The sequence below is a fragment of the Pseudomonas sp. R3-41 genome (assembly GCF_054161485.1).
This window is the reverse complement of the sequence record NZ_CP096421.1, coordinates 3,188,070-3,211,571: the sequence shown is the minus strand read 5'-3', so window position 1 is coordinate 3,211,571 and position 23,502 is coordinate 3,188,070. Positions and strand designations below refer to the sequence as shown.

Annotated in this window: 9 protein-coding genes; 1 reads left to right on the top strand and 8 read right to left on the bottom strand. The window is 64.7% G+C overall.

What is annotated here, in order from left to right; all coding sequences use genetic code 11:
• Positions 1–194 precede the first annotated feature (194 nt).
• On the bottom strand, positions 195–12,656 hold the full coding sequence (locus tag M1D99_RS14320; RefSeq protein ID WP_434576049.1) for a filamentous haemagglutinin family protein: 12,462 nt from the start codon (positions 12,654–12,656) through the stop codon (positions 195–197).
• Positions 12,657–12,935: 279 nt separating this feature from the next.
• Complete coding sequence (locus tag M1D99_RS14315; protein WP_434576048.1) at positions 12,936–14,117, bottom strand: substrate-binding domain-containing protein; 1,182 nt, start codon at positions 14,115–14,117, stop codon at positions 12,936–12,938.
• 499 nt (positions 14,118–14,616) lie between these two features.
• Between M1D99_RS14315 and M1D99_RS14310 the strand changes: the two genes are divergently transcribed.
• A complete protein-coding gene (locus tag M1D99_RS14310) occupies positions 14,617–15,123 on the top strand; it encodes a toxin-activating lysine-acyltransferase (RefSeq protein WP_434576046.1) in 507 nt (168 codons plus the stop codon).
• Positions 15,124–15,619: 496 nt separating this feature from the next.
• Here the strand turns inward: M1D99_RS14310 and gspF are convergent, their stop codons facing one another.
• The 6 genes from gspF to gspK all read right to left on the bottom strand — a co-directional run bounded on the left by gspF (position 15,620) and on the right by gspK (position 23,499).
• Entirely contained in the window at positions 15,620–16,831 is a 1,212-nt protein-coding gene (gspF, locus tag M1D99_RS14305; protein ID WP_434576044.1) for a type II secretion system inner membrane protein GspF, read from the bottom strand.
• The gene (gene gspE / locus M1D99_RS14300) at positions 16,831–18,249 is read right to left on the bottom strand and encodes a type II secretion system ATPase GspE (protein WP_186728561.1); all 1,419 of its coding nucleotides are present in this window, start codon (positions 18,247–18,249) and stop codon (positions 16,831–16,833) included. The genes gspF and gspE overlap by 1 nt, the downstream gene beginning before the upstream one ends.
• A gap of 169 nt (positions 18,250–18,418) precedes the next feature.
• Entirely contained in the window at positions 18,419–20,785 is a 2,367-nt protein-coding gene (gspD, locus tag M1D99_RS14295) for a type II secretion system secretin GspD (protein WP_434576042.1), read from the bottom strand.
• Positions 20,782–21,351, bottom strand: a complete 570-nt coding sequence (gene gspM / locus M1D99_RS14290; protein ID WP_186704914.1) for a type II secretion system protein GspM — start codon at positions 21,349–21,351, stop codon at positions 20,782–20,784. The genes gspD and gspM overlap by 4 nt, the downstream gene beginning before the upstream one ends.
• Positions 21,344–22,516 (bottom strand): type II secretion system protein GspL, encoded by a 1,173-nt coding sequence (gspL, locus tag M1D99_RS14285; RefSeq protein ID WP_434576040.1) that lies wholly within the window; start codon positions 22,514–22,516, stop codon positions 21,344–21,346. Before gspL ends, gspM begins: the two co-directional genes overlap by 8 nt.
• Positions 22,513–23,499 carry a type II secretion system minor pseudopilin GspK gene (gene gspK / locus M1D99_RS14280; RefSeq protein WP_434576038.1) on the bottom strand — a complete coding sequence of 329 codons (987 nt, stop codon included), beginning with the start codon at positions 23,497–23,499 and terminating at the stop codon, positions 22,513–22,515. The genes gspL and gspK overlap by 4 nt, the downstream gene beginning before the upstream one ends.
• Between the last annotated feature and the right edge of the window lie 3 nt (positions 23,500–23,502).

The window sequence follows — 23,502 nt, the reverse complement described above, 5'->3', positions numbered from 1 at the left end:
CGGGCTTGCTCGCGAAGGCGGTGGACCTGCTGGCATATATGTTGGCTGTGCCGCCGTCTTCGCGAGCAAGCCCGCTCCCACACTGAGACCTGCGGTGCATGCAAAAGCTCATGAACACCGCAGTCCCCCCTTGTGGGAGCGGGCTTGCTCGCGAAGACGGCGGCACTGCCAACATCACCGCAAGCTGAATTCCCCTACAAACTCAACCGCCCCCGCTCCTCCTCCGTCAGCCGCTGGCGGCTCTGTTCATCCAAAGGCCCCGCGCCCAGGACCTGGACCGGGCTGGCCGGGTCGTAGGCCCGTGGGGCTTCGCGACTGGCGCCATCGCGGGACGGGGCCAGTTGCTCGGAGCCAAAGCTCACCACCTGCACGGTGAACACCGACGCCTGGTTCTGCCGCGCGGCGTTCTGTTGCTGACGGGCCACATCCTCAGCCGCCTGCGTCGCCGAAGACGCCGCCGAGCTGGCCGAGGTGATGGCCCCGGTGTTCACCGAAGCCGCCAACGGCACGCCGGTGGACTTGCCCTGGGTCTGGATGTTGGCCGCGTTCACCACGGTCAAGGCCGCGATATTGACGTTACCCGACACCCGGATCCCCGCCTCGCCCGCATCGATGGTGCCCAACGGCGCGATCAGGTCGATGTCTCCCGGCGTCACTTCGGCAATCGGGTTGAGGGTGGCGATACCCGCGCCGGTACTCGGTACCGATGGCGACAAGGTGACGTTGCCCCAAGTGTCATACACGCGCCTTGGCGGCGTGTAGACCACCGTCGTCTTCGAACCACGCCCGGCGTTGATATCGCCCCCGGCCGACCAGCCGAGGATCGAACCGCCAAAGGTGGTCATGATCCGGCTCTGGCCCAGCAAAATGCTGCCTTGGGCGTACAACTGAATGTCACCCCGGCCTTGGGTGATGACCCCGGCCGAGGCCGGTGGCGCGTCACCTTCGATCCCGAATACCTGCTGCCCGCCCGGGGTCAGCACCTGGATATCGCCGCCAAAGTCGGTGTGGATCCCCGAACCGCCGTAGAGCGTGATGTCACCGTCGTAGCGAATGGTGTTGCCCGCCACATCCTTGCTGGGGAACAACGCTTCGATCGCCTCGCGACCCCGACGGTAACTGCCACTGCGCTCGCCACCGACGGTGTTGTATTCACGCCCCCCGGCCTTGAGTTCGGCGAAGTAGATCTTCCGGGCGAAGACGTTCTGCTGTTCCGTCGGCAGGCCGGCGAAAAACGCCAGGGCCTGGTCTTCGCCAGCGCTGTAGCCGAAGCGTTGACTCAGCCACTGGTTGAGTTCGCCGCGATAATCTTTCAGCGCCGCGCCTGGTTGCAGGTACCGCGCCAGCAAACCCCGATAGTTCGGCCCCTGGGGGCCAGCCCCGGCAATCAGCGCGATCGAGGCGCCACCGTCACGGACCTGCGCCGCCGGGTCGACATTGCCAATGCTGTTGAAGCCGCTCTCCTGGTACAACTGCCCCACGCCCGGGCCCGACCCGTACAGGTTGCGCCCGGCACTGACCTCCAGCAGGCCGGGACCGGCAATATTAAAGGTGCTCAGGCGGATGTCACGCCCCGCGGAAACCTGGGAAATTTCATCGCTTCGACTGTGCACGATCAAGTTACCGGTGGATTGCCCGCCAGCCGAACCACTGACGGCAGCAGGCACATCAGTCGCGGTGTTCAACGGCAAGCCGGAGTTGACAATGTCACGCCCAGCCATCACTCGCAGCGGGCCGCTGCCTTCGTAGCGCACCTCGTCACCCGACGCTGGATAACGAATCACTTCGCCGGTCCGCAGGCCGACGATATCGCCCTTCACCGCATAAAAACGCACCGGCTCGCGCCGGGTATACGGCTGGACGCTGAAGGTATTGGCGCCAAAACTGAATAACGGGAATTCGCTCGGCCCGACATAGACCCCAGTGCCGTAATTATCATAGTTCGGATTGCTGTTGATCCCGCTGTAGCCGGCGAAGGCCGGGCGCAACGGACTGGACAACAGGGCCGGATCGGCCCCCGACTGCGTGACCGCATAACCGCCGGCATAAATCGAATCGGCGGCGATCAGTTGCAACTCGGCATTGGCCGAGGGCGCGGTCATCAACGAGAACCCCGATGCCACGTCACTGACGCCACGGGCCGATGGTCCGTAGTAAAGGCTGCCATTGGCGGCGACGGCCCGCAGGATCGAGGGGTAGACAAAACGTCCGCCGGAGACTGAGGCATTGAGACCGGCCAGTTTTTCAATGGCGACGATGGGCGTCAGGTTACCGCCGACACTAAACAGGTCGATGGCGGTATTGCCGGTCCACAGGGAGAATTGGCTCAGGCCGCCGCCACTGCGATAGGCACCTTCGCGGTCGGTGTAGCCGGTGGAGTTCTGCATCAACACCCGTCCCGGATCGCCCACTCCCTGCAACACCAGGTCGCCACGGCTGTCCAGGCTGACGCCGGCATCCCCCGGCATCAGGGTCACGCCGCCGCGAGCGGTGGCCATGGTGGAAACGTAAGCGTCATAGGCCCGAGACTCTTTCGGATCCTGGAAAGCGTCATAGCTGCCGTAGGTCAGGCCCAACGCTCCGATCGCTCCAGCCTGCAACTGCAATGAACCGCGCAGGTTGGCCAGCATCCCGTTCAGATCAGCCGCCGCGCTGACACTCTCTCGTGCCGCCTGGGAAGGGTTGAGTTCACCGCCGATGCGCAACCGCAGGTCGCCGCCACCGGTCAACACCAGGCTGCCATCGGCGGCAACCCGGCCACTGCTGCCCACGGCCAGCACCAGCCCCTGGCTGCGCTCCACATCGGCGCCCAGGACACCGAGTTGTTGGGAAATCAAGCCGGCGTCGCCGCCCACATCGACGCTCAGGTTGCCGCCGCCCAACGTGCCGATCCCGGTAAAGCCCGTCAGGTAGGGATCTCCTGCCTCGGTGGAAGGCTGCTGGGCGAAGGTGCCGAAGTTGATCCACCACGCGGTAGGGATTTGCGCGGCCGGATCGGCCGTGGTGCCTGTGCCTTGGCGCCATAACCAGTTGCCCATTGCCGCAGACGTGTTCTGTGCCCCACTGCCGACGTTTCTCTTGGAGAACGAATCGCCGTGCAGGTCACCGCCCACCGTCAGCTTGAGGTTACCGCCTTGCTCCGGGTACCAGGCCTGGTAAGCGCCACCGGTGGTGAGCGATTCATAGGCGGCACCCGCAGTGCCCAGCACACTGCCATCGGGTTGTCGGCCACGGGCCTGCTGATAGGGGTCGTTGGCGCCCGGCGCCAACGAGGCCGACTGGGTGCCGGCGGTGTAGACCCCGAACAGCGACCGCATAGTGAAATCACCGGCACTGAGCAGTTCCAGATCGCCGGTCCCGGTGCGCAAGACGCTGAACAGCTGGCTGCCGGGAGTGACCTTGGTGCGGATCGGCTCCGGAGGGTTGTCGGGAACCACAGCCAACACGCACCAGTCAGGAAACCAGGTGCAGAAATCCAGCGCATCAGGCGGCACAGGCTCCCCTGGTACACCATAATTGTTGGTCGGAGACCAGACCAAAACCGTTTTGGGCGGTGCTGGGATACATTCACCTGGAATCCAGGTGCAAAAATCCAACATATCGGGTGGTACGGGCTCTCCTGGCACGCCGATATTGCTGCCTGGCGCCCAAACCAGCCCCGTTCCGCCCCCCCCTCCGCCACCGCCACCGGTCTGCTCGCGCTTGGCCAGGTAATGCCCATCGGCCAATTGCAAATTGCCCGCCTCTGCATGAGGGCGGGTGATGCGGGTATCAGCCGCCTCGGTATCGGCCCCCGCCACCCAACGCATCGACCAGGATTGCGAGCCGTCCGGCAGCAGGCTTGCGACCGCCCAATTTCGGCCCTGGATACCGTTATCGACCGGGCGCAATTCGATCAGGTCGACCCCCTCGGCCAGCTTGACATCGGTACCGGAAGGAATCAGCGCGCCGGAGCCCAACGCCAGGGCGCTACGCAACGTCAGCCCGCTGCCCGGCACTGCGACCCCCTTGGGCCAGGTGCCGTCCTTGACGGTTATGCCCATCGGCAGGCGGGTACCGGCTTCCAGGCGCGTGTCGACCGGCAAGCTGACCGCCTCTTTGAGCAAGGCGCCGGCGGCATACAGGAGGTTGCCGCTGGCATCGCGGATGGCGGCCTGCAACAGCGTACCCGCCGGCAGGTTCAGTGCCTCGCCCAGGCTCAGCGTGGTCGGCAGCTCAAGCCCCGCCGGCAGGCTGCCACCCTTGAAGGGCACGTCATAGTTGAGCAGGCTGCCGGCCGGATACAGGGTGCCCTCGGCCAATTCGACACCGGCACCCGGCACCACCAGGTCAGCACCGAACGGCTGTTTCCCAGCGATCAGCAACCAGCCATTGCCATCGGTGCGCAACGTCGGGTCGCCGGCGTCTGGCGGCGCGAAACCATCGTTGATGCTGCCATAGATGTTCAGGTTGCCACCGGCGCGCACCACCAGGTTGCCCGCCTCGCCGGAGCCATACACATCGGTCTTTTGCGTATGACGGTTGAGGCTGGCGTAGCGATAACCGGACAGGTCCAGGTCACCCTCCACTACCAGGTCGCCGTCCGGTGTCTTGCTGAGGATTTCCACGCCGGGCCGCAGGTGCAGCGCATCGGCGTAAGCCGCATTGTTCAGCCCGGCCAGTTTGCCGTTGAGCAGATTGCCATTGACCAGCGCGGCCTTGATGAACGCCTCGCTGTCATTGTGTTTGTCGTTCAGGTATCGCTGATCGATCACTTGATAAGGCCGCCCATCCACCGCCGGCACGGTGCCGTCACGGGCATCGGTGTAGCGGGCGATCGCGTTGACGTTGATGGAACGCGCGCCGAGCACCGACACGTTGCCGGAGGCATCGATGGCGATATCGCCGTACCGTGGATCATCGACCCGCAGCCGCGGGGCATTGAGCTCCAGGGTGCCACGGGCCCGGCCGTCATATTGTCCCGGGCCATTGCCCAGCGGCGCCCCGGTGCCGTGGCGCAGGTCCAGGCGCGCACCGCGGGCCAGGGTCAACTGGCCGTCCCCGGAGTTGAGTTCGATCAGCGCCCGGTTGGGGCTGTCGATGATTTTGCCGTAGCTGTCGACCCGCAAAATGCTGCCGTGGGTATCGAGCAGCGCGCTGCCGGCGACGGTCAGCCCGTGTTTCGCCGCCAGACGGATACTCCCGACCGCTTGCCCGCTGGCATCGACAGTGCCGAGCACGGTCAGGCTGCCGTTGTCCACCGAGACATTGATGGCATTGGCCTTGAGTTCGTTGCCGATCACCAGGTCGCCTTGCTTGAGTTGGAAGCTGCGCGAGCCAAACACTTGGTCACGGTTCAGCCGCCCGTTCAGCGCAGCGAAATCCCCCAGGGTTTGCCCGCGCAGGTCCACCGCGCCGCTGGCATAGGGCACCAGGGTGCCGCCGGCGTTATAGGTGCCGGTGGCGGAACCGAGGATGCGGCCTTGCAGGTCGATCAGGCCGGCATCGGGGTCGAGGGCGATCGCACTGAGCAGGCCGGCGCGGTTGTTGCGGGCGCTGAGGTCGACGGTCGAACCGGCGGCCTGACGGATATTGCCGGTGCGGCTGTCGAGAAACAGATCACCGCCCCAACTGTATTTGCGCACATCGTTGAGCACCACCTCGCGCCCGGCCAGGTCGATCCGGGCGTTGTCACCCAGCACCACGTCACCGCTGGCGCCGAGGGTGAGCTTGCCGCTGGGCAGGCGGACCGTGCCGTCGAGCAACAGACTGCCGGCCTGTAGCTGCAACTCAGCCCCCAGCGCCGCGTTCTCGACGGCTGCGGCCGACACCCCGGCAATGCCCGCCACCGTCAGCGCGCCACCGGCGGTGATGCGGTTGACCGAGCCTGCCTCGCCGGTCCACAGCGGTGTGTTCACCCGCAGGTCGCCGCCGCTGTAGCTGTAGCCTTTGCCGCTGACATAGTCGCCACGGGACTGGTACACCTGCAACGCGCCTTTGTGGTTGGCGGTGATGCGCTGGCTGGCGGTGAGGTTGACCTGGCTGAAGCCCAGCGTGAGGCGCTGCGGGTTGTCGAGGTTGTTGGCCTGGGCATTCGGGCCGTAACCGAATTCCAGCACCTGGGCCTGGATATCCAGCACCCCGCTGCCGTTGCCAGGTCCGGCCAGCAGCGGCGCGCCGGCCGGCGTCAGCGCACCGTTCCACACCAGGGTGCCGGTGCGAATGCTGGCATGGTCACCGGCCGCGCCGTAGCCGTAGATCGCCGGCGTGCCGAGGACCAGCCGCTGGAGGCTGGACTTGCCCGTCAAGGGGTCCAGGGTGCTGAGCTCGACGCTTTCGTAGAAGTTCACCGAATCCCGGGCATTGAGCACCAGGTTTTCCAGGGCGGGCGCGCCCTTGAGGCGATCGCCGCGCAGCAGGCGGTCAAGCACCTGCTGGTTGAGGGTCAGCCCCTTGGGCAGCGCCTGGCGTTGTTGGGCCGCCGCCAGCGCCTGGGCCGAACCGATGTTGATCGCGCCCACCGCCAGCGTCAGGTTGCGCGTGCCGAAGCGCACCGACTCATCGAGGTTGAAGGCATTGTCGGTCGCCGCGGTGATGGTGCCTTGGGAATAGAGTTCGGTGGTGCCGCTGCAATGGCCGGTGTCGCATTGGCCGATCAGGATCGAGCCCGGACCTCTTCCCGAAGCGCCCGCAGAGGGCGGCAGCACATCGAGCCAGCCGTTGGACACCGCCAGCAAGCTGTTCAGGCCCGGGTCGTAGACGAAACCGCTGCGGGAATCGAACGGTGCGCTGCCTTGGCCCAGGGTATTGATGCTTGCCCCCTGCTCGACCACGATGGCACCGGCCTTGACGTTAGTGGCAAGGAACACCTCACCGGCCTTGAGGCTGCTGCCCTGGCGCAGAACGATGTCGGACAGCGTCGAGTTGAAGGTCACCAGATTGCCGCCCTGGCCGTAGATGACGCCGGGCAGCATCCCGATCGACAGGCGCGGAGCCTGTAGAGCATTGAGCGCCTGATCATGGAGCGAGGCACCGGCGAACCCTGCCGTGGCCTGTTGGCCGACCGGCAGCACTTCGAGGCGGGTGGCGTCGGCGAAAATGCCGACGCTGCCGCCCAGGCCGCCCTCGGCCGGTTTGAAACGGGCTGTTCCGTTGAATCGGAACGTCTCGGCAGGGTCGCCCACCCCTTTGAATTTGAGCTTGAGGGTCTTGCCATCGGCCTCGATCATCGCCCGCGGCACGCCTTTGAGCGTGGCGTCGGCCTTGGCGAACGCTGCGTAGCCGGTTTCGTTGTATTGCGAATAACGCCGCAGCACGGCCGCCGAGGTCAGGATCACTTGGCTGGACAGCGCATCGCGAATATTGCTATGGGCAATCGACAACCCTCCCGAGGTGGCCCAGGAGCCGTTGCGCATGGCCAGGCTGCTGGCCATTCTTCCGCTGCCAGCCAGGCCATTGAGTTCGACCCGGAACGCTCCCGGTAACAAGGCATAAGTCGAGGGCAGCAAGGTGTAGGTGCCCGCCGGCAGGCCTGGAACACCCGCGTCCAGGGTAATGCGCTGGCCGATCAGCGGATCGCGCGCCCCGGCCTCCCCTGACGGCGGCGCATAGCCGCGCTGGTCGCCGGGGACGATGGCGTACACCGGGTTGGTGTCCAACCCCGGCAGTACCAGGCTACCGTCCGCACCGATCTGCACCAACGGGTTGTAGCGCGCGTCGGTAGAGCCGCCCCGCCCGGAAATGAAACCGGCACCGGCCAATTCGCCGCCACCGGACAGATCCAGCACCGCACCGGGTTGCACGTCGATGCTGTGGCCGATCATCGAGACGCCCACCGACAACACGTTGACCGACGTGCTGCCCCCCGCGCCGATCAATTGGACGTCCTTGCCGTTGTAGCGATAGGACAAGCCGTCGACCGTGCCGCCATAAGGCATGTTCAAACCGGCCCCGCTGACCGACGTGACACTGCCCGGCAACAACTTCAAGGTCTGGATATCGCCCCCTTCTTCGCCCAGGCTGAGCAGCCCCAACGGTGCCCGCAGCACGCCGCCCTGCAATAAGGTGCCGGCGTCCAGGCTCAGCGAACCGAACACCGAATACGGTTGGGCCGGCAACGTGTCGGTGGTACGCCCGATCCGCAGGGTCGAATCGGCGGTGGTCTTGACCCGCGCCGTGGCCCCCGTGGTCGGATAGATCTGCGCAGCCAGCAGGGTCAGGTCGGCGTTGCTGAGTAGTTGCGTGGCCGTACTCTCGATATTCAGCGGCGAGCCGCCAAGAAAACGCAGGTCGCCCCGGCTGCTCAACTGCGCCTGGGCAAAACCGCGACGATCGACCTCCAGGGCCGGGCCCTGCTGGCGCGCCAGCACGCCATGGGCGCCCAGGGTCAAGACGTCGCGCAGGTCCAGCAGATCGGCATTGACCTGCAATTGGGCGGCACTGTCCTGCACCGACAGACCACCCTGGATAGTCGGGCGTACATGCACGTCGGCGCCTCGCGCCGCGGCCCCGGCCAGACGCACATAAGGGGCGTTCAAGGCTATCCGGCTGTCACCCGGCGCGCCCTCGGCCAGCGCCAGGGAGCCGGTATAGATTTGCAGGCTCTGCGCCAGGTTCAGGTTCACATCACCGGCGAACGACAGGATGCCGTTGCTGAGCAAGGTCAGGTTGGCGAACCCACCGCGGCTGACTTTATCGACGTCCAGGCGGCCCTGGCCGTAGCTCATCAGGCCATCGGTGGCAGCGCTGCCGGTGCCCCGGGACAGGATCAACTCACGCGGCACCCGCACCTGATCGTCCACCGTCGAGCGATCGTAAAGCGGGGTTTCCAGCGCCACCGACAGGCTGCCACCGGCAGCGCCCACACCGCCGGAAGCCGCCTGGAACTCGCCGTCCAGACGCAAGCCATTGTTCGAACTCAAGGCGATGCTGCCGCCCGCGCTGCTCAGCGTCGTGGCGCCTTGGCCACGGATATCCAGCTCGGCCTGGGCGCCGTTGGCCAACAGCCGCGCGCCCTGCTTCACCACCACGAACAGGTCCGGCGCGCTGGCCGTGCCTTTGTCGGTGTCGACGCTGCCACCGATGACAATGCTGCCGGCGTCATCCACCCGGCCGTAACGCCGGTCCTGGGCATCCACTGCCGTGACCGCGCGGGCCGAGACGTCCAGCCGTGCATGTTCGCCCAAAAGGATCGAACGCTGATGGGGACGTTCGACCACCGGAATATCCGTCAACCCCGCCGGCTTGATCTGGGTCAGCAGGATTTTCCCGCCCCAAGCATCGAGTTGCCCGTCGACGCTCAACTGACCAACGCTGGCCAGGCTCAGAGTGCTGCCTGGATCGACACTGATCCGCGCGCCCGTACCGACCACCAGCGCCGCCGTTTCCCGCTCGCTGGCGGTGGACAGGATGCTGCCGGCCTGCAGGCTCAGGTTCGCGCCCTTGCGCTGGCTCAACACGCCTTTGATCGCATCCTGCTGGTACAGCTCAGGGGTCCAGAGCGACAACAGCGTCTGCGGGTCACTGCCGGTCGCTGCGTCCTGAAGGTTATCGCCGAAGTGGTACACCGGCATGCTGACGTCCAGCTGGGTGCCATCGCTGACGGTCAGTCCCTGGTTACCGGTAATGTCGTAGGCCGAGAAGCCCTTGTTGAAGAAGTCATTGCCCAACACCAGGCCGGCGTCGGCGTCCGCCACTGGGTGGTCGCTGAGGGTCACCTTGCCGGCCTGCACGCTCAGGCGTCCGCCGCCATTGACCCCATGGCCGCGCAGCTCACCGTCGAGGCTCAGCACCCCTTCGCCGGCGGACGTATTGGCGTTGGCCGCCAGGGTCAGGTTACCGCCCTTGCCACCCCGTTGCTTGCCATCGGCCAGCAGCGCGGCGCCCGATGAAACATCGATCAGGCTGCCGCTCGCCAGCGTCAGGTCGCCGCTGCTGCGCAGGGACACGTTGCCGCCATTGAGGAACGGCAGCGCGCTGCTGTCATTCGGATTGTGCAGTTGATTGCTCCAGAGGCCACGGGTATCGAGGGTCACGCCCTTGCCCACGCGAACGGCGGCGCGACTGCCGTCAACGGCATCGATCCGGGTGTCCTCGATCCGGGCGCTCTCACTGATTTGCTGCAACACGTTGCCCAGGGCAATCTCGCCGCCCCGCGCCGTCAGGTTGGCGTCGACCTGGACCTGCGGCCCGTACAGGGTAATGCTGCCGGCCGGCGCGACCTGCAGGTCTCCTTCGACCTTGATGCTGCCGGTGGCGGCGATCTTCACGGCGCCAAGGCCGAAGCCGTTGAGCTGTTCACTGTTCAGGTACAGGCGGCCTTCGCGCCCTTCAGCCACGGTGTCCTGGAGCCCCACTCCGGCCGCGAGGGATTGATCCTCGGTCCCGAGGACGATGTCCTGCAGCGTGCCGGCGTTGGCGCGCAAGGCGTATTGCAGGGTACCGCTGCTTTTCACGTAGTAAGGCACGTAGTTGCCAACGATCAGTTGCGCGCCACGGGCCACCGCCTTCGCCGACTGGTTGTAACCGTCCAGCCCGACCTGGGCGGCCTGCACCTGGCGGTCGCTCTGGAAGGTGTCGCCGACCACCTGGCCTTCCAGCACGGCGTTGCGCGTGCCGATCACCAGGGAGCCGGCATCGCGACCGACGCTGTAGCCCTGCTCGAAACGTTCCCGGGGTGCGATCAGCGGACTGTAGTAGAACCGGCTCTGGCCCCAACGCGTACTGTGATCCTCGTAACCCTGGTACACCCCTTCATAGAGGATGTCGCCAGGGGCGCTGGAGATTTCATACAGTCGCCCGTTCGCACCCTTGAGCCAGCTTTGCTTGACCATGCCGGACTGCACATCGAGGGTGCCGCCGGACAGGTTGATCTGCGAGCCCTTCTGCGTCACCACATCGTTACCGCTGAAGGACACCGTACCGCCCTGGGCCATCCACTCACCCACGCTGTGCACGCGGGTGCCCAGGTAGCCGCTGACCTCCAGCAGGCCACCGGCGGTGTACCAGCGATCCGTCGCGTAGCCGTTGGTTCCGGCGGGCACGAACACCAGGTCGCGGGTGTCGACCCACACGTCCTTGCTGTTCAGGCCGCCCTTGTCGCGGTTACCGGGGGCGTCGCGCTGTTCGTTGCCCTGGACGTTGATCTTGATGCTGTTGGATTCCATCGCCACCTTGACGCCCAGCGCACCGGACACGTCGATGACCGCGCCATCGCCGACCCGACTGCGCTGGGTCGCGCGGACGCCGACCTGGCCACCGCTGGCGAGGGTGATCGAGCCTTTCTGGAAGTCGACGGTGCCGGCGCTGTCGATGGCGATCAACGACTGGTCGCGGCGATAGCCGTCGACCGCGACGATAGGCGAAGTGTTTGCACTGGGCGGTTGCAGCAGACCATTGCGCTGGCTGTCCAGGGCACTGCTGCTATCGAGCAGGATCGCACTGGTGGCGCCCTCGCCCAGGGTCACGCTGCGACTGGCGGTCAGGTGCAGGGTGCCGCGCGAATCCACCGAGGTACTGGCCAGCGCCACGCCGTTTTGCCGCACGTCCTGGCCGGTCAGGCTCACGTCGCCCAATGCTGCCTGCAGCAGGCCGCTGTTGCTGACTTCGCCCGTGCCGCTGGCGACCACCTGATTGCCGCGCACCGACGATTGCGCATTACCGTCGGTGCCTTGGCCTTTCTTGATCACGAAATCACTGCCGGCGGCCAGCGCGACCTGGCCCTTCTGGGCGCTGATGGTCCCGGCATTGTCCACTTCGTTGCCCAGCAACAGCACATAACCGCCACCGGCGGTGGAGCTGGCAGGCGCGTGGGTTTCGATCCGCGCGCCCTGCTCGACCCGCACCTTGCCGCCGGCGTTGGTGAAGGTCGGCGCCGCGCCGGGGCTGTAAAGGCCATTGTTCTTGAACTGGTTGTCGTCGAACGCGGTGGCGGCGGCCACCAGGTTGCGCACGTTGATCTGACTGCTGCCGCTGAAAACGATGCCGTTCTGGTTGAGGATCAACACCGTGCCATTGGCCTTGATCGCACCTTGGACCTGGCTCGGCGAGGTCGCGTTATTGACCCGGTTGAGCACCGCCCAGTCGGCGTTCTGCTGGAAATTGACGGTGGTATCGCGCCCGACGTTGAAAGTGTCCCAGTTGATGATCGCCTTGTCGGCCGTCTGCTTGATCGAGACCTGGGTCTTGCCGCCCGCCTCGGTCTGCACCGGCGCCTCGACGTTGCTGAAGACCGGTTTGCCATCGGCGCCGATCACCAGGTTCAGGCCATTGCCACCCAGGCCGTTATGAATGGTTTGCGGGTTGGCGAAGGCTGACGCACGGCCCGCCGCCTGCAAGGCCTGCTGCGCGGCGATCGCCGCCACCGTGTTGTTGAGGTTGCTCAGCGAGCGCTGCAATTGCTGGTTGGCCGTCTGCTGTTGCGCCAGCGGTGGCGGCGCGCCTGGAACCTGCCCGCCCGGGCGAGCGGCATGAGTAGCCTGGGCCGCGCCCTTGGCGGCAAACCAGCTCGAACTGAAAGCCGCCGGCTGCGCGGCCTGGGCCGTGCCCGTGAGCACCAGCAAGCCAATCGCCTGGGCCAGGGGGGTCAGGTACAACGCGCCCTGCTCCAGTACCGAGCGAGAGGATTCAGGGGCGAAGCCGCGAGGCGTCGGTTTCGAAGTTTTTTTAGACAGACGCATCACTATCCGATCCTTTTCCCAAAGCACAGAGTTAGGTCACACAGCCGCCCCGAGGTGGCCGTATCGATACCTGATAGGCGGTTACAACGGTGCGCGACCGAACGCTTGTCATACAAAGTTCATCTGCGTGCTGGCCGGGCAGCGAAATCCTCCGGAACAGCGACGCGCGCACGGTTTCCAGGCGCAGAAAAACAACATCGGCAGCGCCAACCTGGCCGCTACCGATGCTGTTTTCAGAGTGGCCACATCCTGCGGCCTGAGCGGCTTCCTGCGTGCGGCTTACAAACGACCTTTGCCGTTGCAGACGCTGATGTTGGCGATATCCAGGCCGTCGCCATAGGCGTTGTCGAGGAAGGTTTTCTTGATTTCGCCAGCCAGGTTGGTCGGTGTGGCGCTGGTGCCAGGGACGATGGCGAAGGCGTGGGCGTTGATGACGGTGTTTTTGGTGCCGGTGTACAGGCTGGTCAGGAAGTTGCGGATGGCGGTGGCATCGGCAGCGGTCTTGTAGCACTGACCCACGAGCAGGTTGGTGTAACCCACGATCGGGTACTGGTTGGCACCAGTGGGAACAGCGGTGTCATTGGCGGCGGAACCGAAGGTAGGCACCCACTTCAATGGGTTGGCACGATCGGTAGCGGTAGCCGGGATTGGCGCGGTACCCAGGGCGGCGGTGGTGTTGGCCAGGCTTGGCAGTGGCGCGGTGCCGGCGGCTACGGCGTTCTTGCTGACGCGAGCAACCACGGCGTTGTTGTTGGGAGAAACAAAGTCAGGGCTGACATAACCGATGGCGCCATTGGTGGCGTTGACCGCGGTCACCACGTCAGCACTGCCGGCAACGGCTTGCCAGTTGGCAGGCTCGGCGCCTACTTTGGCAGTGGTAAAGGTGCTGCTGACACCGAACTGGGTAGGGCAGGAATCATTCAGGAAGCGGGCGAACAATTCGGTGGTGCCGCTGCTGCCGGAACGGTAGATGACCTTGATCGGGGTGGCGTCGCTGTTACCCAGGATCGGGCCCCAGGTGGTCACGGTGCCGGAGAAAATGTCACACAGTTGGGCACCGGTCAGTTGCAGGGTGGTGGTGCCGGTTTTTTTGTACGGAACGGTGACCGAAGTGCCTACCGATGGAATCTGGATCAGTTTGCCGAAGGTGGCACCGAAGGCGTTGTTGTAGTTGGTCAGGTCAGTCTGGTTGATGACCGAGTCGCTACCGGCGAAGTCAACCGGGGTACCGGCAGGCTGGTTGATCGAAGCAGGTGCGTTGGTCAGGAAAGCCGTCTTGCCGGCGCCGCTGCCGACACCGGTGTAGCTGAAGTCTGTCGGCAACAGACGTGGCAGAGGCGAAGCGCCGTTGTAGAGTCTCTCAGGCAGGGTGGCACCGCCACCGACAACCGCGGCCATCGATTGGGCCGAAGCCAGGGCGGCTACTGCCAGGGACGCTGCGATCATAGTGCGCTTAAACATGAAGAATCTCCTTTCGTCGTGTTCGTACGTAGGTTGAGTGACGCATGCTTGCCGTCATGGCGCTCGGTCCTGTGCCGATGGCGATGGGGTGAGGCCATGGGTTAGAAATTCGCAGCTTCCGGTGACAGATAAAGGAAAAAACCTCGGGAGCCGAGGGTTGTTTTTCGAGTTTTTTCCTCGGGTGTTCGAGGGCTCTGGACCGGGCATCCAGGCGGATTTTCCAGGAGGACGGCAAGGGCTGGCCGTGGAGGTGGCGGCGCACGGTTGCCGGGCGGCGGAAGATGACAGAACGAGGAACCCGAGTTCGGCAACGGGAAGGCTCGGGAGGTGAGGCTATACAGGAAAAAACTTAACGATGAACCCCTACACCTGTAGGGTCGTCAGCAATCGGTTTTCGACGCTAATGTATCCATCAATAGTTTCCACCATGCTTGTGCAGCTGGAATTCTCGTGGCATCCGGGAGCGTCGGATGGAGTCACTAAGGCTAGGAGCCTTTTCATGTCAATGACAAACCGTTTTCGTCTGGTTACTCAGTGCCTAAACAACACTATTGAAAAGAAGGCCGCAGCACTCGGCTATGCCAACTTGATTATGTTCATGTGTAGCCGTTCTCATACGTTTCAGATGCGTACACTGCATTTTTGGTTGGTACCCGCGATTGATCATCAGCAGATTGTGTTTTTCTTTGACTCCACAGCAAGGCCTATGGGCTATGTTACGTGGGCATATCTAGCACCGGATGCTGAGCAGCGAATGCTGACGGATCCCAACTTTCTGCTGCACCCGTCGGAATGGAATGAAGGGGGGCGGACGTGGATAATCGATTTTTGTTTTCCCAGTGGCGGCGCTAAAGATGCCATCAGTACCTTAAAGACAATATTTCGAAGGAACAATATCCCTCAAGTATTTTGGGCACGCAGGAACTTTGATTTCACAATCAAGAAAACCAGATGCTATAGCCTGTCGAAATCATCGACGGACGGGCTGAGCGTATCAATCTCATGAAAAAAATAATTGCCATTCTAGTTTCATTATTGTTCGGCATTTCTATAGGTGTGATCGCTGATCACTGGGAGTTAAATTTATACATTAAAGGCTTGGTCATTGGACTTGCAGTACATGCATCATTTTGTTTTTTTGGAATTAATCAAAAAAGATCAAAACAAACATAACTGAAATTTATTCATTTAAAGGCAGGACATCGACATGAGAGATCTCACCGAAGAAGAACAACTTATGATTTTCGGCACAGGCAACACCGTTGTCTCAGCAGAAACGGTAGGAGCGTCAATCGGAGCAGGTGTTGGAAGTAGATTCGGAGGCGCAGGCGCCGCAGTGGGTGGCATTGTAGGCGGGGCGATGGGTAACTTTGTGGGTGGCCTCTCCAACGTCAAGCCGATGCCTAGGAGTCAGATTCCTGTCGCTGGAATACCTCCAGCAGGAAGTTTTGGTGGTTTTGGTGGTCTTGGAGCGACCGGAGCGTAGTTTCAGCGTTGACGATTCATTGAACCAACTGGTTGATCTCAATGATCGGCAACAATACAGCCATGACAATGACCAGCACCACGCCGCCCATGACCACGATCATCAGCGGCTCCAACAGTGCGGTCATGCCCATGGCGCGGCGCTCGATGTCGCGGGACAGGGTTTGCGCGGCGCGTTCGAGCATCGGTGGCAGGCAGCCGGTTTTCTCGCCGCTGGCGATCAGGTGGATCAGCACCGGCGGGAAGACTTTTTCCACCCGCAGCGCCGCCGCCAGGTTGACCCCTTCGCGGACCTTGGCCGTGGCCTCGCTGACGCTCTGGCTCAGGCGGTCGTTGGACAACGTCTGGCGCGCCGCTTCGAGGGCTCGCAGCAACGGCACCCCGGCGCCGCCAAGAATCGCCAGGGTGGAAGCAAACCGCGCGGTGTTGAGGCCCAGTACAAAACGCCCGATCAGCGGCAGGCGCAACACCCGCGCGTGCCAGTTCAACCGTGCCGCCGGTTTGCGCAGGTACAGCCGCCAACTCCAGAAGCCCCCGGCCAATACCCCAAAACACAACCAACCCCAGGCGCGAATGAAGTCACTGGCGGTGAGCATCGCCACGGTCAGCCCGGGCAGGTCTTGCCGGGCCTGGGAAAATGCGCTGACCACCTGGGGCACCACATAGCTGAGGAGGAAAATCACGATGGCGACCGACACCAGCCCCACCACCCCGGGATAGATGAACGCCGTGAGAATCTTGCCCCGCAGGTTGTTGCGTTCCTCGATGTAGTCGGCCAGCCGCTCCATCACCTGGGCCAAATCGCCGGACTCTTCGCCCGCGGCAATAAGCGCTCGATAGATTTCTGGGAAGTCCCGCGGCCGCGCCGCCAGGGCTTCGGCCAGGCGCATGCCGCTGCGCACATCGGCGCGCACCGCGCTCAGGGTCTGGGCGATGTGCTTGCGCTCGGCCTGTTCCACCGTGGCGCTCAACGCCGCTTCCAGCGGCAGGCTGGCTCCCAGCAGGCTCGCCAGTTGGCGGGTAGCCCAGGCCAGGTCGTTGTCCGAAAGCTTGGCGCTGAACAAACCACCGCCGCTGGTCTGCGCCGTGTTGCGCTCGAGCTGCACCTGCAAGGCGGTCAAGCCGCGACTGCGCAACAGGTTGAAAGCGGCGCCTTGGCTGTCGGCTTCCAAGTGTCCAGACTCGATTTTGCCCTGGGCGTCGGCGGCCTCGAAACGGTAGCGATTCATCAGGCGTCCCGTGTTACGCGCAGGATTTCTTCAGGGGCCGTGGTGCCACTGCGCACCCAACGCTCGCCGTCCTCGCGCATGCTGAACATGCCAGCCTGGCGGGCGGCGGCGCGCAGTGCCTGCTCCCCTGCCCCTTGGTGGATCAGCGTGCGAATGTCGTCGTCAATGCAGAACAATTCATGGATACCCGTGCGGCCGCTGTAGCCGGTCTGGTTACACGTTGGGCACCCCACCGGACGCCAGGTGCCGGGCGTCGCCGGGTCGGGTTGCTTGCACTGCGGGCAGAGCCTGCGCACCAGTCGCTGGGCCAGCACGCCGAGCATCGACGAGGCCAGCAGGAATGGCTCGACGCCCATGTCGATCAAGCGGTTGATGGCCGACACCGCGTCGTTGGTGTGCAACGTCGCCAGCACCAAGTGACCGGTCAGGGAGGCCTGCACGGCGATTTGCGCGGTTTCCAGGTCGCGGATTTCACCGATCATGATGATGTCCGGGTCCTGGCGCAGGATCGCCCGCAACGCCAGGGCGAAGGTCATGTCGATCTTGGCGTTGACCTGGATCTGGCTGATGCCTGGCAAGTCGTACTCCACCGGGTCTTCCACGGTGAGGATGTTGTGCACGCTGGCATCCAGCCGGGCCAGGGCGGCGTAGAGGCTGGTGGTCTTGCCGCTGCCGGTGGGGCCGGTGACCAGGACGATGCCGTGGGGCTGGCGGATGAGGTGATCGAGCTTGCCCAGCACGCCCGGGTCCATCCCCAGGGTTTCCAGCTGCAGGCGTCCGGCCTGCTTGTCCAGCAAGCGCATCACCACCCGCTCGCCATGGCCGGTGGGCACCGTCGAGACGCGGATATCGATCGGGCGCCCGGCCACGCGCAGGGCGATCCGGCCGTCCTGGGGCAGGCGTTTTTCGGCGATGTCGAGCTGGGCCATGATCTTGATCCGCGACACCAGGGCGCCGTGCAGGGCCTTGCGCGGCGAAACCACATCCCGCAGGGTGCCGTCGACGCGGTAGCGCACCACCGAATGGCTCTCGTAGGGTTCGATGTGGATGTCGCTGGCCTCGTCCCGGGCAGCCTGGGTCAGCAAGGCGTTGATCATGCGGATCACCGGCGCGCCGTCCTGGGTGTCCAGCAGGTCGGTGATCTCGGGGATGTCCTGCATCAGCCGGTCGAGGTCGACTTCGTTTTCCGCCGCGCCCACGACTGCGGCAGCGCTGCCGGTGTCGGCATAGGCGCTGTTGAGCAAGCCGTCGAGTTCATCGTCGCGCACCCGTTCCAGCCGCACCTCACCGAACTGACGGCGCACTTCACTGATGGACCAGCCCGGCGTGGACGGGCATACCATCAACACCGCGCCGTCTTCGGACTGGCGCAACACCAGGCGCTGGGCCTTGGCCCAGGCGTATGGGAGGGTGGTCATGCCGACACCTCCTCTCTGACTGACATGGCTCCTGTGGCGAGGGAGCTTGCTCCCGCTGGGTTGCGAAGCGACCCCAAACAGGTTGAATGCGATCTGCCTGACGCACCGAGGCGCCAGGTTTCGGGTCTGCTGCGCAGCCCAGCGGGAGCAAGCTCCCTCGCCACGGTGCTCATTGTCCTACCGGCTCCGTTGCCGGCACCGCCTTGATCACCGCCCTGGGCGTTTGCAAGCTCACCGGCGCGGCGCCCGGAATCGCCCGGGCCGAGGCCGGCAGTTGCGGCGCCTGGACGTCCGGCAGTGCCCAGCTGCGCTCCGGTTGCAACAGGCCCTGGGCGCGGCGCATGAAGTCGTAGCGATTGAGGGTGATGCCGCGCCCCGCCGCCGTGTCGCGGATGATATAGGGCCGCAGGAACACCATCAGGTTGGTCTTGGTGACCTGCCGCCGTTCGTTGCGAAACAGCGCGCCGATCCCGGGAATCGTCGACAGCCAAGGCACCGCGTCGTTGCTCTGGCTGTAACCATCCTGCAGCAGCCCGCCCAGGACCATGATCTGCCCGTCGTCGAGCAGGATGCTGGTGTCGATGGCGCGCTTGTTGGTGACGATGCCCGTGGTACTCGAAGCGCGGTTGTCGACGCTGCTGACTTCCTGATAGATATCGAGCTTGACCGTCCCGCCTTCGGAAATCTGCGGCCGGACGTTGAGCTTCAAGCCCACCTCTTCACGGGTCACGGTCTGGAACGGGTTGTTGCTGGTACCGCCCCCGCCGGTGACATAGCTGCCGCTGACGAACGGAATGGTCTGGCCCACGAAAATGCTCGCCGCTTCGTTGTCCAGGGTCAGCAGGTTCGGCGTCGACAGCACGTTGGTGCCGCCCTTGCTCTTCAAGGCCCGGGCCAGGACCTTGAGGTCGAGGATCTTGCCGATGCCGGGAATGTCCACGGTGCCGTTGACCAAGCCCAGGTTCAGGCCCTGGGGCAACACGTCGATGCTGGTCTTGCCATTGAGGTTGAGCCCCGTGCCGCCGAGATTGACCCCGCCGATCACGCCACTGCCGCCAAGGTTGCCGGTCTGCCATTGCACACCGAATTCGCTGGCGTCGTCCTCGCCGACCTCGACGATCAGGCTCTCGATCACCACTTGGGCGCGACGCTGGTCCAGCAGGTCGATGACTTCCCGCAGGTTGCGGTACAGCGGGTCCGGCGCGGAGATCAGCAAGGTGTTGGTGGTGGCGTCGGCCTGGATGGTCACGCCGCCGGCGCTGAAGGCGGTGCCCTGCTCACTGTTCGTCGACGTCGTGCTGGGGGAACCGTTGCTGCCCTGGGCGTAGCCATTGCCGCTGCTCGACACACTGCCGCTGGTGGTGCTGCTGGTGCCGTCGCCACTGCTGCCCTGCCCGCCCTGGCCGTTGGTGCTGGCGCCCATGCCGCTGAGCACCGAGCGCGAGTTGTCGTTGCCCTCGCCTTCGCTTTCCCCGGTGAGCAAGCCGCGCAGGGCCTGGGCCAGTTTGCCGGCCTGGGCGTTGCGCAGGTACACCACGTGCAGGTTGCTCGGGTTGTTCTGGGCGTTGTCGAGTTTGTAGATCAGGTTGCGCGCCAGCTCCGTGCGCTCGGGGCTGCCGGCGCGAATGATGATGGAATTGGAGCGCGGGTCGCCGATCACGTTGATCTTCTGGGTCTGGTCGCCGCCCTGGGTTTCCAGCAGGTCAGAGACCATTTGCGCGATGTCGACGGCGATGCCGTTGTGGATGGGCACCACGTCGGTGTCGATGGCGCTTGGGGTGTCGATGCCTTCGATGAGCTGCGCCACCCGCGACAGGTTCTCGGCGTAATCGGTGACGACAATGGTGTTATTGCCCGGGTAGGCATTGATCGGGTTGTTCGGCGACACGATCGGGCGCAGCACCGGGATCAGGTTCACGGCGTTTTCGTATTGCAGGCGGAAGGTGCGGGTCAGCATGCCGTTGCCGGCCGGTTTGTCGGCGCTGTAGATCGGCCCACCCAGCAGCTTGGCATCCGCCTCCGGCACCACCTGGGCCACGCCGCCGACGTCGACCACGCTGAAACCTTGCATGCGCAGCGCGGCCAGCAGCATGTCGTAGGCCTGGTGGGCCGGGACCTGGCCCTCGGAGACCAGCGTCAGGTTGCCCTTGACCCGCGGGTCCACCAGGAACTGTTGGCCGGTGGAACGGGACAAGGCCCGCACCACCGCCTGGATGTCCGCCTCGACGAAATTCAGCGTCACCGGTTGATCCCCCAGGGGCGTGCGCGCCGACGCATTGCCGCGCGGCTCTCGGGCACGGGCGGTGAGGTCGACTTGATGCCGCACTGCCGGCTTGCGTTCACGCCCGTCCTGGGCCCGCTGGCGATCGAGCAATGCATCGCCGCTGCGCTGGGTACTTCCCAACGGAATCCCCAGTTCGCTGTCCACCAGCAACGGTGGCTGCGACGCGGGCGGCGTGCTGTTGCAGGCACTCAACGCCAGCAACAACAGCGGTGCAGCCTTGCGCCAATGACGTGGGTATCGGGCCCCTTTCATGAAGCTTCCTTAGCGCTGTGCGCCTGATCCATACGAACGGTTCCGGACAAGGTGCCGGCGCTGTTGTCGTGGTTGTCGAGGGTGTCGGTATTGGCCGGGACGGAACGCTGCAAACGAGCCTCGATCACCTCCAGGGAGAATTGCCGTGGGTTACCCAGCAGCCAACTGATGACCGCCTCCGCCGGGGCCTGGTCGAACGTAAGCTGCCAGGCACCGGGGCCCTCGGACATTTGCAATTGGTAGTGCTGGCTCAAGCCGCTGGCGTCCAGGCTCTGGCGCAAGGCGGCTTCGAGGGGCTGGTCTTGGGCAGGCCCCGCGACGTCACGCAACAGCACCTCAAGGGCTTCGGTCTGTGAGCGCAGCTTCGGGGTTTCGGCTTGCCAATAGGCGATGGTCTTCAGCGGCGGCTGGATCAGTGCGAGCCAGACCAGACAGCCACCCAGCACCAGCGCAGCCAGGGCCACGGCGGCTTGTTCGCGGGCGGCAAGCCCCTGCCAGAACGTGCGCAATTGCGTGCGAAAGGTTTGCCAACGGACCCGCGCCAGGGCCAGGGAGTGCTTATTCATCGTCGGCTTCCGGGGTTTCGTCGGGGGCGTCCTGGCCCGCTGGAGCCACGCGTAGGACCCAGCCCTGGTCGACGGCGGCGATGTCGATGCCGGCCTGGGCCAGGGGGATTTTCCAATCATCGTCGGCGGCGGGCTTCTGCGCCTCGGCCACGACATTCAGGCGCAACTCACCGTTCTCGAACGCCAGCGCCTGGACATTGCCGCTCATGAACGGCATGGCGCTGCCCGCCTGCTGCACCAGGCTGGCAAAGCGTTGGGCCGGGTCAGTCGCCGCGCCGCTCTGGCGCGCTGCGATTTGCTGGCGCGCCTGCTGCAGCGGGTTGAGAATCACCGGCAATTCGGGAAACGCCTGCTTCACTCGCTGGCTCATCTGCGCCTTGAGCCGTTGGCCCTGGGCCGCTTCGCGGGCGGCGTAGAGGTTCAGCCCGACCACCCACACCGCCAGCGCTATCGCGCAGATTGCCGCCGCCCGCCCCCAACCACCGCGCTCGGCCGCGCTGCGGGAAAGGCCGGCATGCAAGCCCCAACCCGGCGCAGGGCCAATCCAGCGTTGGCTGTCAGCCAAGGGGTCGAGGGAAGATTGCGGTGGAACTTTGCCCACCCAATGCAGCCCGCTCCCCATTTCCAGGAGCCACTCGTCCAGCGCCTCCTCCTGCAACGGTTGCACCACGGCGTGCTGCAGGCCATGGCGCACCAGCAGATGATCGTCCTCGATACAGGCCACCGGCCCCGGCAGCACCGGCAAGGCGTAGGCCGCCGGGTAGAGGCCACTTAGCTTCAAACCGGCCTGCTGCACCAGCCGCCCCAGGTGGGCGAGGGATTCACGGTCCAGCCAGGCGATCTGCACCTGCCCGTCGACGTCACGCGGACCGTGGGCCACCTGCATCTGTTCGCTGGCACCGAGCATCAAGGCCTGGGCCGCGCACGTCACCGCTGCGGTGATCTTGGCCGCCGGCAACAGCGGCAACTCCAGGCGGGTCAGCAAGCTGTCGCGGGGATGAAGGAAGCATTCCACTGATAGATTTTTACTGCCCTGGCCCAACGCCCGCAGGCTGCTTTGGCCTTGCTCGCGGACCTGGCCCTGGCGATCCAGCCAGGCAAACGCCACCACACTGTCGAGATCCAGGCTGCCCAGCGGCGCCAGGCCAATGCGCAAGCGGGTCATACGCCCACCCTTGACCAGATCACCTGGGGCAAGCGGTCCTCGCTGCGTTGCAGCAACGCCTCCAGTTCGACCCGGCGCTGACCACTGCGCGCCTGGCCCCTCAGGCGAAACCAGTCGCTGGTGATACCGACCTTGACGTTGGCGGTGTCCAATTCGGGCATGCGCAGGCGATTGACGAAGTCCCCGCGGTTGATAAACCAATGGCCACCGTCGCGTTCCCTGACCAGCGCCTCGGCCCGTTGCAGCGACAGCCCCGGCACGTAGGCGGCCAACACCGGGGCGCTGGCGGTGTTGCCGTTGATCCAGGTGTTGGCCGGCAAGATCGTCACGTACGGCGCCAGGGTGTCCAGCAACCGAGGGGTGACGCCCTTGACGCTGCGCAAGTCTTGCAAGGTGCGCAGCATCGGGCGCGTTGGTGAAAGCGGCTTGTTGGCGGCCAACGGCGACGTTTCGCGGCCGCTGTCGAAGGTATTGCCCTGTGGTGCCTGGTCCGACCGCTGCGGATTCAACAAGCGCGGATACGCCTCGACCACCCGTTCGACGATGCGCGTACGGACCGTCGCGGCCACACCCAACTGCTGGCACAGGCGTTCGAACGCTTGCACTTGTTCCTCGTCCACGCGCTCATTGGCGACGAGGTTGCGCAGGTTGAACTTGCCTTGTTCGTCTTCCAACTGGCCTTCGAACGGCGTGTCGATTTGATCCGAACCCGGCATCACGATGGGTTTCGCCCAAGGTTGGCCGAAACGCGTCAGGGGATCGCGCTGACGAGCGTCCCAGAGCAGTTGGCGACCCAGTTGCAAACCGCCCTGCAAGCGCGCCGTACCCTGGACGCGCAACTGCTCCGCTTCCAGGCTGCGGGTGAACAGGGTCTGGCGGGTCAACATGCCCCCGGCGATCACCGCCACCACAGCGGCGATCAGCAAGGCACTGATCACCGCCATGCCGCGCTGCTTCGCCGCGAGGGGCGAATCCGTTCGCATCAC

Coding starts and splice junctions, on each gene's coding strand:
- M1D99_RS14320 (WP_434576049.1), bottom strand. CDS start 12,656: ATGCGTCTGTCTAAAAAAACTTCGAAACCGACGCCTCGCGGCTTCGCC.
- M1D99_RS14315 (WP_434576048.1), bottom strand. CDS start 14,117: ATGTTTAAGCGCACTATGATCGCAGCGTCCCTGGCAGTAGCCGCCCTG.
- M1D99_RS14310 (WP_434576046.1), top strand. CDS start 14,617: ATGTCAATGACAAACCGTTTTCGTCTGGTTACTCAGTGCCTAAACAAC.
- gspF (WP_434576044.1), bottom strand. CDS start 16,831: ATGAATCGCTACCGTTTCGAGGCCGCCGACGCCCAGGGCAAAATCGAG.
- gspE (WP_186728561.1), bottom strand. CDS start 18,249: ATGACCACCCTCCCATACGCCTGGGCCAAGGCCCAGCGCCTGGTGTTG.
- gspD (WP_434576042.1), bottom strand. CDS start 20,785: ATGAAAGGGGCCCGATACCCACGTCATTGGCGCAAGGCTGCACCGCTG.
- gspM (WP_186704914.1), bottom strand. CDS start 21,351: ATGAATAAGCACTCCCTGGCCCTGGCGCGGGTCCGTTGGCAAACCTTT.
- gspL (WP_434576040.1), bottom strand. CDS start 22,516: ATGACCCGCTTGCGCATTGGCCTGGCGCCGCTGGGCAGCCTGGATCTC.
- gspK (WP_434576038.1), bottom strand. CDS start 23,499: ATGCGAACGGATTCGCCCCTCGCGGCGAAGCAGCGCGGCATGGCGGTG.